General features: G+C 66.2%; 7 protein-coding genes. 1 reads left to right on the top strand and 6 read right to left on the bottom strand.

Translation table 11 applies throughout. The annotated features are described in order from the left end of the window. Positions 1–25 precede the first annotated feature (25 nt). The 5 genes from RPC_RS03315 to RPC_RS03295 form a co-directional block, all read right to left on the bottom strand. Complete coding sequence (locus RPC_RS03315; protein WP_011471140.1) at positions 26–2428, bottom strand: FAD:protein FMN transferase; 2403 nt, start codon at positions 2426–2428, stop codon at positions 26–28. An 18-nt stretch (positions 2429–2446) separates the two neighbouring features. Beyond that, on the bottom strand, positions 2447–2956 hold the full coding sequence (locus RPC_RS03310; RefSeq protein ID WP_011471139.1) for a DUF2271 domain-containing protein: 510 nt from the start codon (positions 2954–2956) through the stop codon (positions 2447–2449). 62 nt (positions 2957–3018) lie between these two features. After that, the gene (locus RPC_RS03305) at positions 3019–5472 is read right to left on the bottom strand and encodes a molybdopterin guanine dinucleotide-containing S/N-oxide reductase (RefSeq protein ID WP_011471138.1); all 2454 of its coding nucleotides are present in this window, start codon (positions 5470–5472) and stop codon (positions 3019–3021) included. Between the two features lie 155 nt (positions 5473–5627). Next, entirely contained in the window at positions 5628–6263 is a 636-nt protein-coding gene (locus RPC_RS24920; RefSeq protein ID WP_011471137.1) for a TorD/DmsD family molecular chaperone, read from the bottom strand. Between the two features lie 64 nt (positions 6264–6327). Then, positions 6328–7464 (bottom strand): NapC/NirT family cytochrome c, encoded by a 1137-nt coding sequence (locus tag RPC_RS03295; protein WP_041801342.1) that lies wholly within the window; start codon positions 7462–7464, stop codon positions 6328–6330. Between the two features lie 156 nt (positions 7465–7620). Between RPC_RS03295 and RPC_RS03290 the strand changes: the two genes are divergently transcribed. Beyond that, positions 7621–8349: a response regulator gene (locus RPC_RS03290; RefSeq protein WP_011471135.1), complete on the top strand. Its 729-nt coding sequence runs from the start codon at positions 7621–7623 to the stop codon at positions 8347–8349. Here the strand turns inward: RPC_RS03290 and RPC_RS24915 are convergent. Next, entirely contained in the window at positions 8322–10931 is a 2610-nt protein-coding gene (locus RPC_RS24915) for an ATP-binding protein (protein ID WP_167532051.1), read from the bottom strand. The two genes, RPC_RS03290 and RPC_RS24915, sit on opposite strands and share 28 nt — an antisense overlap. Positions 10932–12172 lie beyond the last annotated feature (1241 nt).

Raw genomic sequence — 12172 nt, 5'->3', positions numbered from 1 at the left:
CGCAAGGATCGTCGTGGTCCGACGATCAGGGCTGTGCGTCGCGGCACCTCCTGTGATTTGAGAGCTGCGCGCCGAGCCACCGCGCAGCACGCGTCGCCGGTGGCATCGCAAGCGGTTCGCGCGCTACGAACAGGGCTTCAACGCCGGCAGCCCGCGCTGCGGCGAGGCCATCACGGCCGCGCACCATGAGCGCCGTCGCCCAGGCGTCGGCAACGATGCAGGTCGAAGCGAACACGCTCACCGAGGCCGGCCCAGCGGCGACCGAGCGTCCGGTCGCCGGGTCGAGGGTGTGGCCGCCGTTCGCAGCGAAGCGGCGATTGTTGCCGGAGGTCGCGACCGACCGCTTGATGAGGTCGATGTGGCCGATCACGGCGCGGCGGCCGACCGCGGGCGCCTCGAGACCGATCGCCCACGGCCGCCCGTCCGGCTGCACGGCGCCGGCGCGGAGCTCGCCGTCGAGCGCCACGAGATGCGCCGGAAAGCCTGCCTCGGCGACGAGACGCGACAGCTCGTCGACCGCCCAGCCCTTGGCAATGCCGGCGAGATCGAGCGAGACGGCAGCGCGCTTGCGGATCCGCCGAGCGCCGCGATCGAGTTCAATCGTTTCATGCGCAGCAACGATCCGATCCCGCGCCACGCCGCTGCCGCTCCACCCGGAGCCGAAACCACAGGCCGCCACTTCGGCTGCGAGCCCGACGTCGAAGGCCCCGCCCGAGCGACGCCCGATGTCGAGGCCGACGGCAAGGACTTCGGCCAGATCGCGCGATACCGATTGCCACACGTCGCACGGCGCCCGGTCGAAGGCCATGACTTCGGAGTCGCCGCGGAAGCGAGACAACGATGTTTCGATCCTGGCGATACGGGCCGAAAGACGCGCCGTGAGATCGGACAGGTCGTGATCCTGCGGCAGCCAAAGCTGCACCGACCAACGCGAGCCCATCGCCGTTCCGGAGAGCACCCGCCGCGTCGGCGATCCGCGGACCACGGGCGCCGGCCATTGGCGAGCAGTCGACGCGTCTGTCGGAAGGCTGGCCTGCCGACCATGACCGAGCGCGGCAAGCAGCCGCTCGACCCAGGCCGCATAGTCCGTTTCGGACCGCCGATGAATGCGCTCGAGCGACAGCATCGGCTTGGCCCCCGTGGCCAGCAACGCGGCGTCGACCGCTTCGGCAAAGCCGCAGAAGGCTTTGGCCTCGCGGTCGCCAAATCCAAGCACGGCGAAGGCCGGTGGCAGGGTCGCCTGCGGCAGGCGCGCGAGAAACCGGTCGGCAGAATCCGGCGGCTCGCCGATACCGTGGGTCGCGGTGAGGACGATGAGCTGCTGGGCTTTCGGATATTCCGACGCAAGGTTGTTCATCGCCGCGAGATCGACCAGGTGGCCGGCCTCGATCAGCCGCGCCGCCAACCGCTCGGCGAAGCCCCATGTCGTGCCGCCCTGGCTGCCGACGAGAATGATGGTATCCGCCTTGGCGGCGGCGCCGCTGACGACGGGCCGTCGTCGACGGATCGCGATCGCAATCCCGCCAACAGCGAGGCCGGTGAGTCCGAGCAACCCGACTGCGGCGGCGGCAAGACCGAAGATGACAGCCAGCGCCGTCATGCTGCGCCCGGCGTGGAAGCGCAGGACGGCGGCCGCCAGCCGATGCATCACCGGGCGCTCGCTCGCCGCCGCAACACCGCCGCTCACCGGATCGATCCAGGCGAAGCGATCGGCGGTCGCCAGAAAATAACCGTCATTGGCATCGTCGGCGCGCGGCAGCACCAGTTCCTCGAGATCGCCGACCGCAACCGACGCCAGCGCCGCGACCGCGCCGACCGGCAGCCGGTCGCCCTCGGCGAACGCTGCCGGAAAAGCCGGGCGAATGCCGTCGATCTGGAGGGGAAAGATGGTTGCGACGGCAAGCCCGAGCCCGGTCGCTGCGGAGACGACAAACGGCAGCGCGAACGTGAGGCCAAGGCCACGATGCAGGCGCCGCAGCGCCCCGCCGCCACGTTCGCCGCGCCAGATCCGTGCGAGGCCGGTTGCCGCGAGCAACAGGCCCGCGCATGTGGCGAGGGCCAGGATGAGGCGACCTCGATCGCCGATCATCAGGGTGCGGTGGATTTCGGTCGCGGTGCGGATCGTGTCGCCCGTCTCCGCGACCGGGCGAAGCGACAGATCGGTCGGGTCGACCGCGGCGCGACGGCGCGGCGCGGCGAATTGGGCGACGATCGTGCCCACCGGCGTCACCGCCAACCGTTCGAGAGTGCCGTGGCCGGCAAGGCCCGCGGCAAGCTCGGCGACGCTCAGGCTGGCAGGCGCTGCGGCGGGTTGGGTCGCCCGCGCCCACAGCGCATCGACCGCAAGCAGGACGCCGGTGACGGCGAGCACCACCAAAAAGGGACCGGCGAGGCAGCCGAGCCAGAGGTGATATCGACGCGCCGGCATCTGCGATCCCCCTGTATCTCACATCTCGAAGTGAAACCGCGCGATGAGGCCGCGTCCGATCGCATCGCGACCGTCGGCGGCTTTTTCGAGCGGGAGGATGATTTCGGCGGGATTGTCGGCGATGTTCTCCGCTGCCGCATCGACCCGGAGCTGAAGGCCGGCGCCGATCAGGGTGTCGGCGACCTCGACGGTGACGTCCAGCCCGCGGCCGGAGCCGACCGACGCGCCGGTGATGCCGTCGAGCGGCACGCTCTGCGGACCGACGGCGCGCATCCAATGCGACAGATGCGGATAGTATTGCACCTTGTCGCCGAAGATCTGCACCGTCGCCACGAAGTGTCCCTTGGCGTCGGTCAGATAGACGGCGAGATAGGCCGGATTGCCGGAATAGCGCTCCATCGTTGCCCGGAGGCGAAGCCGCGCCGCCTCGGCGGCGGGCATCGCTTCCAGGCCGATGACCGCGCCGACGACCAACACAGCCAAGAAATGCCTCAGCCGGACCGAAGCGGCTTGACCGGTGCTGGGCATGGTATCACCTCCACAATCGAGCGGCCGAGAGCGGCAAAACCGCTCTCGGAAACAGATCGGGATCAGCCGTTTTTCGGCTGGTCGAAGACCGTCACCTTGGGCAGCTCACCCTTGAACAGCTCGACGTTGGCCATGCAGGTGTGCGCCGAGGTGGCCTGCGCGAGCCGTGAGGTCGGGATGTCGAGCGTCAGCACGTTGACGTCGCCGTATTTGCACAGCGCGTTCGGCTCGTTGGCCTTCACCGGGTCGTACCAGCCGCCTTCCTGCAGCTGGATCACGCCGGGGCGGATATCGTCGGAGACGACGGCCCCGGCGAGGCACTGGCCGCGATCGTTGAAGACGCGCACCACATCGCCGGCCTTGATGCCGCGCGCCGCGGCGTCCTTGCTGTTGATCGTGCAAGGCTCGCGCCCCGCCACAGCGTAGTTCGAGCGCACCTTGGTGCCGTTCAACTGCGAATGCAGCCGGTAGTCCGGATGGTTCGAATTGACGTGGAGCGGGTACTTCTTCTCCTTGGCGCCGAGCCACTCGACCGGTTCGAGCCAGGTTGGATGCGGCGGGCAGTCGTCGTAACCGAACTTCGCGATCGTCTTGGAGAAGATCTCGATCTTGCCGGACGGGGTCGGCAACGGATTGAGCAGCGGATCCTCACGGAATTGCGCGTACTTGGTCCGCCGCAGGTTCTTCTCGGGCGTGGCGAATTCGACGATGCCGGCTTTCCAGAACGTATCGAAATCCGGCATCGGAATCTTCTTGGCCGTGGCCTGCTCCAAGGCCGCGGCATAGACCTGCTTGACCCGATCTAGCTCGGTCTTGCCGTCGGAAAACTCCGGCTCCAGGCCGAGCTTCTCGGCGAGCATCTGGAAGATGACGTAGTCGGACTTCGCCTCGTACAGCGGCTCGATCACCTTGCGCACGGCGAAGTAGGCCTTGCGGGTGACGACGCCGAGCCCCTCGATGTCTTCGCGCTCGAGCCCGGTCGCCGCCGGCAGCACGATGTCGGCGAAGCGGGCCGAGGCAGTCCACTGGAAGTCCTGCACGATGACCGTGTCGAACTTCTTCCAGGCCGCGATCTGACGGTTGCGGTCCTGGTGGTGATGCAGCGGATTGCCGCCCACCCAGTAGGTCATCTTGACGTCGGGATAGGTGAAGGTCTTGCCGTTGTGCTCGTAGGGTTTGCCGGGGTTCATCAGCATGTCGACGATGCGGGCGACGGGAATCGTCTCGGCGCCCTTCTCCTTCGGCCAGGGCATCGTCTCCTTGCGCTTGCCGGCCTGCATCGTGGTCGACAGCGCCGGGCTATCGGCCTGCGGCGCGCCGGCATTGTCGAGATGGTAGCGCTGGCAGAAGCCGCCGCCGGGCAGGCCGATCTGGCCGATCATCGCCGCAAGCGTGACGAACACCCAGGGGAACTGCTCGCCGTGCTGCTGGCGCTGCGGCGTCCAGCCGGAGACCAGCATGGTGCGGCCCTTGGCGAAGCGACGGGCGAGATCGCGGATGGTCTCGGCCGGGATCTCGGTCTTTTCCGCCGCCCATTCCGGCGTCTTCGGCGTGCCGTCTGGCTTGCCGGTCACGTAGTCGAAGAAGACCTCCCAACCGGTGGTGTAGTCGGCGAGGAATTTCTTGTCGGCGAGGTTCTCGGTGATCAGCACATGGGCGATGCCGAGCGCGAGCGCCACGTCGGAATGCGGCCGCACCGGCAGCCATTCGCCGTTCAGGAGCTTGCATCCCTCGGTCTTAATCGGATCGATGAAGATCGCCTTCTTGCCGGCCTTCTTCATCGCCTCGAACCAGCCGTATTCGCCGTGATCGGGCACGTTGGTCGAGATGTGATTGTCCTTGAGCGGGTCGCAGGCCCAGAACACCATGAGGTCGGTGTTCTCGAGGATGGTCTGGTGCGAGGTCTGCGGGCCCTCGGCGTCGATCTGGCCGAGCACGTACGGCATGATCGCCTCGAGGCCGGCCTTGGAATAGTTCGACGACGAGCTGACCGAACCGCCAACCAGGTTGAAGAGCCGGCGCAGGCCGGTCTGCGAGTTGAACAGCCGGCCGAAGTGGCCCCAGCCATAGGAGCCGGTGTAGATCGACCACGGCCCGATCGCGGCGCAGCGCTTGATCTCGGCGGCGACGAGGTCGAGCGCCTTGTCCCAGGACACCCGGACGAAATCATCGCGGCCGCGGGTCTCGGGTTCGGCGCCGGGGCCTTTTTCGAGCCACGACCGGCGCACCATCGGATAGCGGATGCGCGAGGGCGAATAAGCGAGGTCGACGGCGCCCTCGATGGTCGCGATCGGGTGGGGATCGCCCTCCCACGGCCTGACCCCGACCACTCGGCCCGCCTGCACCTTGGCCCAGAAGGCCCCGAAATTCGAACAGCTCAGGACCTCGCCGTCGGGCGTGGCAGCGCCGGCGGGGTTGATGCCGAACAGCGGCGACAGCGCCGAGGAGGCGGCAAGCGTGCTCGCAGCGGTGAGGAAGCGACGGCGGGAGAGACTGTAGGGGGAATGCGGGAACATCTTAGGCTCCTTAGTAACTGGGCCGTCACGTGCGGCCCGAACGACAATGGGTTTGACGCCGAGCGTCGCGCGACCTTCAGGTCTGGCGCGGGGAGACCCCGGCGGGGGAGGCGAGGAAGGCGCGAAGGCAAAGCGCGGTCATGATGTCCTCCGGCCTAGGCGACGGAAACAGAATCGAGGGCGACGTCATCGAGCAGACGAACGAGAATGCGGGCGAGCGCGGCGTAGAAGCCGGTCGGATCGTGCAAGGCTACGGCCTCGGCAAAACCCGGCGTCCATTCGACAAGGCGTCGGCGCAAGGTGGCGATGGCGGGACGTTCGTCGATGTCGACGAGGCTTGCCTGCAGCCGGATGAATTGCTCGAGCAGCGACAGTTCGACGGCGAGGTGATCCGGAGGCTCGGCGCAGCTCTCGGTCAGGCGCAGCCCGTGGGCGGCCAACATTTCGCTCATGACGGCGGCCGGTTCCTGGAACAGTCGCCCCTCGCCGCGATGCGCCGATTCGATCGGCAGCGTCGCCGGGGTCCGGCCGAGGCCGAGGAAAAGCCGGCAGTACACGCTGTTGAGCCGCGACGTCGCCGCCGCCGCGTCGCCGGCCGATTTCACGGCAGCAATGGCGCCGCGCAGGTCGACCGCGTGCCGCGGGTCGCAGTCCAGCGCCTGCAGCGCATCGAAGTGTCCGCGTTCGAACAGCGCGGCGATCTCGGCCTCATCGAGCGGCGCGCCGAACAGGCGGGCGAGTTCGGCAAAGCAATCAGCGGATAAGAATGGATCGGCGGATTTGAACTTCATCGAATGATCTCCGGGAGAGAGCCCCCTGCCCGCGTGGCGAACGCGCCGCGCGGTAACGCTTCGATCAGTGACCGCCCACGACGTCCTGAGCGTGGTTCTGAAGATAGGCCTGCAGGAAGCGCACCTCGTCTTCCTCGAGCGAGGTGTTGGCCTTCATATCGTTGACGATGCCGACCCACTGGTTCGCCGGGAAATGGCCGGGAGGAGCTGGCGAATGACAGGCGCCGCAGGACGCGTCGAACATTTCCTCGCCGTAGGCCCACAACGCTTTCTGGTCGGCGGTGAGATTGGCCTTCGGCATCCACAGCACGATCGAGGCCTCTTTCCAATCGAGGTCGGTCTCGTCATCATGGCGGGTCGACTTCACTTGCGCGGTCTCCGCAAGCGCGGCAGAGACCGCGGCGAGCATGATCCGCTTGCCGGGCAGCGCGACGATCAGCCGTTCGGCGCCGGCCTGCTGCCAGCCATCGATGCGGACTTGAGCAAGATCGCCCGACAGCTTCAGCACGGTGACAGGCGCGGCCGGCAGGATGCGGCCTTCACCCGAACCGCCGGCGGCGGCCTTGTCCAAATCGCCCCAGGCCGGCGAGGTGGTGAGCGCCCAGCTCTTCTCCGCCTTGCCGCCGTTCTTCAGGCCCTCGGCTTTGAGGTCCTTCATCTTGGAGCGGAAGCCGCCCGACATATCCGGCAATTTGTGCGCGATGCCCTTATGACAGTCGATGCAAGTGCCGCCTTCCTTGAAGGCCTTCTGCATTTGCTTGGAGGCTTTCGGCCGCTGGTGGGTGAAATCCATCGCCTCGAAGGAGTGGCAGTTGCGGCACTCCCGGCTGTCGGACGCCTTCATCCGCGCCCACTCGTGTTTGGCGAGTTCGAGGCGCTTGCTCTCGAATTTTTCCGGCGTATCAATCACGCCGGTGATCTTGCCCCAGACCTCCTTGGAAGCCTGGACCTTGCGAATGATCTTGTGGCTCCAATCCTTCGGGACGTGGCAGTCCGAACAGACCGCGCGGACGCCGGCGGGATTCGAGTAGTGAATCGTCTTCTTGTACTCCTGAAAGACATTGTCTCTCATTTCGTGACAAGACGTACAGAACTCCAAACTGGAGGTCGCCTCCATGGCGGTGTTGAAGCCGCCCCATCCGACCACGCCGACGACCACTCCGATCAAGGCGCCGACCCCGAGGCCGACGGGCTTCTTCATGAATCGAACGACTGCGATGAAAGGGTTTGCCATTTCCGTACCGGTAGATATCTGTTGGTCTGCCTAGTGCGGAAAAACTAGCGGCGCGGTGTAAACCAGCTTCCGGCGAAACGTGAACGGCCCGAACTCAATTGTGAACGAATTGAAAACAACGAAATGCGAAACGAGGGAGCCCTGCAATCGAGCGACGTGGTGATCGCAATCGTCGATGACGAACCGCTGATCCAGTCGACACTCGTGAGCTATTTCCAGAACGCCGGATTCGCCGTCCGCAGCGCCGAAACGGCCGACCAGCTGCGTCGGCTGATGGCGCGGGAGAGGATCGACTTCATCCTGCTCGATATCCGGCTGCCCGATGGCGACGGCCTCACCTTGATGCGCGATATCCGGGCCGACAGCGACGTGCCGGTCATCCTGATCACCAGCCGCGCGGAAGAGGCCGACCGCATCATCGGCCTCGAACTCGGCGCCGACGACTATGTCACCAAGCCGTTTTCTCCGCGCGAAGTGCTGGCCCGCGTGAAGACGGTGCTGCGCCGGACCCGCGCGGTCGCCGATCCGGGGCGAGGCAAGCGGCTACGACGATTTGCCGGCTGGTGTCTCGATCTCGAGAATCATCGGTTGACCTCGGCTTCCGGCGAGCCGATGCGGCTGACCTCGGCAGAGTTCGAGCTGCTTGCGGCGCTGGTCCGCCACCCCGGGCGCATCATGAGCCGAAACGATCTGCTCGATGTGATGAGCAGCCGCGAGTGGGATTCGAACGATCGCACGGTCGATGTGCTGGTCGGCCGGCTGCGCCGCAAGATCGAGGCCGACCCGGGCAAGCCGCAGATCATCGTGACCGAATACGGTCTTGGCTACGTGTTCGCCGAAAAGGTCGCCTGATACGCGCGATCGATCGCCGCGCGATCCTTGGCGGCCGCGTTGCTCCAGACGCCCGCAAGCTCGTCCTCCGCATAGGCCGCGAAAGCCGTGAAATGCGTTTGTCCGAGCTTTGCGAGGACCTCCGCCGCCACGACGATGGCGCCGTCGTCCGCCGCCGCCCGTTCGAGCGTCGCCGCGGCGGCGGCCATATCGTCGGCGCCGATATGCGCCGCGGCCCCCCTGAGGCGATGCGCGAGGACACGCGCTTGGTCGTGATCGCCAAGCCGCACCGATGCGACCGTCTTGGCCAGCAACGGCGGCTGCGACGTCAGATAGAGCGAGACCAGCTTGCGGGCGCCTTCGACGCCGAGATCGCGCGCCTGCTCGCCGATCGCCCCCAGGCTCTCCCGCCGCGTTGCGCGCCGAACCGATCTCAGGCCAATGGCCGTGGCAAGGGCGGAAAACAGGTCTTCGCGATGAAACGGCTTTTCGAGCCGGCCGTCGAAACCGGCATCGATGTCGTCCGCCGACGCGCCGCCGGCGGACACCGCCAGAACAGGCACCACCGCCCGCGTGGGATGGCCACAGGCCCGGATCTGCCGGCAGGCACTGGTCCCATCGAGACCGGGCATCGCGAGATCCATCAGCACAACGTCGAAATCCTCCGCCACGGCCGCCGCAACCGCGTCTCCGCCGGTCTCGACGTGACGGACCCGATGGCCGTCGCGCTCGAGCATGGTCCGGACGATGAGGGCATTGACCGGATTGTCCTCGGCCACGAGCACATGAAGGTTTGGTAGTTCGTCCACGAGTTCGTCCGCGACGCCGGCGACGGGCGCCGCATCGTGATCCCCCCTGCTCACCGGAAACAGCACCGTGAAGCTGGTGCCGCGACCGACTTCGGTCTGCAGGTCGATGTCGCCGCCGAGGGCGTCGAGAAGTCCCCGGCAGACCGCGAGGCCGAGCCCCGAGCCGCCGAAGCGCCGGGCGACCGATCCGTCGGCCTGGGAAAACGGCTCGAAGATGTGGGCGAGCGCTTCGGGTGCAATCCCGATGCCGGTGTCGGCGACGGTGATGCGCAGCCGGTCGGGTCGCCCGGCGTCGCCGGCGACAGTGAGACGAACACCGCCTTGTTTGGTGAATTTTGCCGCGTTGCCGAGAAGATTGAGCAGGATCTGGCCGAGTTTCCCCGCATCGCCGCAGAGCACCTCGGGCAGCTCCGGATCGATCTCGACGGTGAAGTCCAGCCCCTTGCGCTCCATCGACGCGCGGATCGTCGCGTTGACCATGGCGATGCGTTCCGTGAGCGAGAACATCGCGGTGTCGACCCGAATGCGGCCGCTTTCCAAGCGGGTGAAGTCGAGAATGTCGTCGAGGATATCGCGCAACAGGCGCCCGGACTGATCGAGCGCCTGCACCCAGCTGCGCTGCTCGTCGCTCACCCGACTTTGCGCAAGAAGCTGCACGGTTCCGAGAATCCCATGCAGCGGGGTGCGGATTTCATGGCTCATGTTGGCGAGGAATTGCGACTTGGTCCGGCCGAGCTTTTCGGAATGTTTGACCATTTCGTCGCGGGTCTGATCGATGCGCAATCGCATCCGACGCGCCTCGAGCGCCTCCAGACGGAATCCCTCGAGCGCGCGGATGATGGCGCTCGGTTCGTCATTCCATCGTGGCACCTGGATCGGCGTGTCGAGATCGCCCGCCCGCAGGGTGGCGAGCGCGGCCTCGATGTTGCGCATCGGCGCCGACAGCCGGGTTCGCACGAAGCTCAGAGAAATGAAGCCGAGCACGCCGACCAGCAGCAGCACGGCGGTTGAAACTGCGCCGGTGCGAAAGGCTTCCGCACGGCTGTTGTCGGCTCGGCGGGTTTCCAGGTCGAGAGCATGGCTGCCAACGCCGAGAATCGACGAATAGGCGGAAACGCAGTTCTCCGACCAGGCCGCGGCGTCGAACGCCGGCCGTCCCGAGCCCGACAGGCCGTCGAGCGTCCTGGTCATGACACTCTGCGCCGCCTCGGTGCGTCTCAGGCCTTCGGCGACCAGCGGCGCAAATCCGGTTTCTTCAGGCAGTTGCAGGGCGATGCGTTGCATCTGCGCCCACAGCGCGGCATAGGCCCCGATGTCTTCACGCCAGCGGTCACGTTCGGCCGGCGTCAGCGGCGTGTCGAGCTGCACCGCCGGGCGAAACGCCGAGCATTGCCGCGAATAGCGGTCCCGGATGGTGAAGGACATCTGCCGGATGGCGACCAGTTCGCCGAGCTGCAGATCGTGGGCGCGCAATTCGCGGCCGACCGATGTGCCCAGGGCGTCGATCGCGGCGGCGAGATCATACACCGCCATGCGCCATGGCTCGATGCGATTGGCGTCGCGCTCCGCGCGTGGCAGCGCGGCCTCGGCGTCGACATAGCGCCGCGCCGTCTGGAACGCCTCTCCCGCTCGGGACAGCCGGCCGATCAGCCGGTCCCGATCGGGCAGCGACGACGCGGCGAGCGCGGCCTCCGCCCGCTGCCAGGCATCGAGCATTGCGCCGAGACCAAGTTGGACGCCGGCGCTGGGATCGTCATCGCGCAACAGCGCGACGCCCACCGAGCCGATCTCCAAGCGGACCTCGGCGGTCGATTGGAAAACCGTTCGATCGAGAGTCACGAGATCGACGACCTGGCGCGCGCGAAAATCATTCCGCCAAGCCGAGACCGCAAATTGTAACGAGGTGCCGAGGATCACCAGAACGGCGATCCAGGACAGCATCAACACCGAGCGCGCGACGGAATTGGGGAAGACGGAACGGCGGAACATGCGGCGAGCCCCCATCGGATATGGCGGCTGCGATGGCGGCAAGCTCTTTCCGAGGACGGCCGATCCTACAAACCGCAGGATCCGGCACCATGATCGAAGTCAAGCCGACGGAACGGATGCGGCAGGCCAAATTGCGCCGCAGCGAGCGCGCCGCGGTCCGAGCGCGCTGTCCCGGGCGGATCGGTTTGCGACCCGCCGACGCGACCCGAGGGACCCCGGACTTCCGGGAGACCGATGACCTGATTGACCCGAACGCGCCGAAATCGCCGACGTCAGCCGGCCGCTGGCGGCGGCACGTGGACCAAGCTTCACCAGGCGACAGGAGGAATGGGGCGTTGGCAAACAATGGGCGAATGCCCGAATGGTGCCCTGGCCGGCACCGAATAGTGGCTATAACAGATTAATAAATATGCGGTTTGTAACGCCATAAAAACAACGATACCAGCATGGATACCAAGCCGAATTTAGCCAGTTTGGGTTCGATTCCGGGGCCGGTTATTTTGGTTTCCGAGGGTGTGTTTGTCTATAAATAAATGTTTGAAGACAGACATCGGCGGCGGCCCAGCCATGCCGATGTGGCGTTTCACACCCTCACAGCAGACGAACTCGGCGGTTGGCGTTCCCATCTGTCGTAAGGCCTCGCGCCCGCAACAATTCACCGACTGACATCCGACTTCAAGGCCTCGGCGCTGAACCGAGCGACCCGCGGACGTGAGGATGCGCGACCTACCGGATTGCCTACGGTGATCCGCAACGGTCTCGCCAGCGACGAGCAGCCCTATTGCGTCGGTGGTCCGGACGACTGCTCAACGCTGAGGCCGATCAACTCGGCTCCGCCTCAGGTCGCCGATCGAGACCAAGGGATTGATCCGCTCGCGAAGAGCGCCAGCACTGCTAATTCACAGACGAGCAGGTGAGGCAGTACTCGTAGGGGTGCGACGTATCTCGCGTCGGTTCGAGGATCAGTATTTGCGCGATTTTCACGCCGATTGTACGACCGACCTGGCAAAGCATTTGAAATGCTCCCAATGTTTGAACGAAGGTTA

Source organism: Rhodopseudomonas palustris BisB18, from assembly GCF_000013745.1.
Taxonomy (GTDB): Bacteria; Pseudomonadota; Alphaproteobacteria; order Rhizobiales; family Xanthobacteraceae; genus Rhodopseudomonas_A; species Rhodopseudomonas_A palustris_F.
The sequence above is the reverse complement of the archived record's forward strand: the minus strand, read 5'-3'. Positions and strand labels throughout refer to the sequence as shown.

Coding starts and splice junctions, on each gene's coding strand:
- RPC_RS03290 (WP_011471135.1), top strand. CDS start 7,621: ATGCGAAACGAGGGAGCCCTGCAATCGAGCGACGTGGTGATCGCAATC.
- RPC_RS24920 (WP_011471137.1), bottom strand. CDS start 6,263: ATGAAGTTCAAATCCGCCGATCCATTCTTATCCGCTGATTGCTTTGCC.
- RPC_RS03315 (WP_011471140.1), bottom strand. CDS start 2,428: ATGCCGGCGCGTCGATATCACCTCTGGCTCGGCTGCCTCGCCGGTCCC.
- RPC_RS03295 (WP_041801342.1), bottom strand. CDS start 7,464: ATGAAGAAGCCCGTCGGCCTCGGGGTCGGCGCCTTGATCGGAGTGGTC.
- RPC_RS03310 (WP_011471139.1), bottom strand. CDS start 2,956: ATGCCCAGCACCGGTCAAGCCGCTTCGGTCCGGCTGAGGCATTTCTTG.
- RPC_RS03305 (WP_011471138.1), bottom strand. CDS start 5,472: ATGTTCCCGCATTCCCCCTACAGTCTCTCCCGCCGTCGCTTCCTCACC.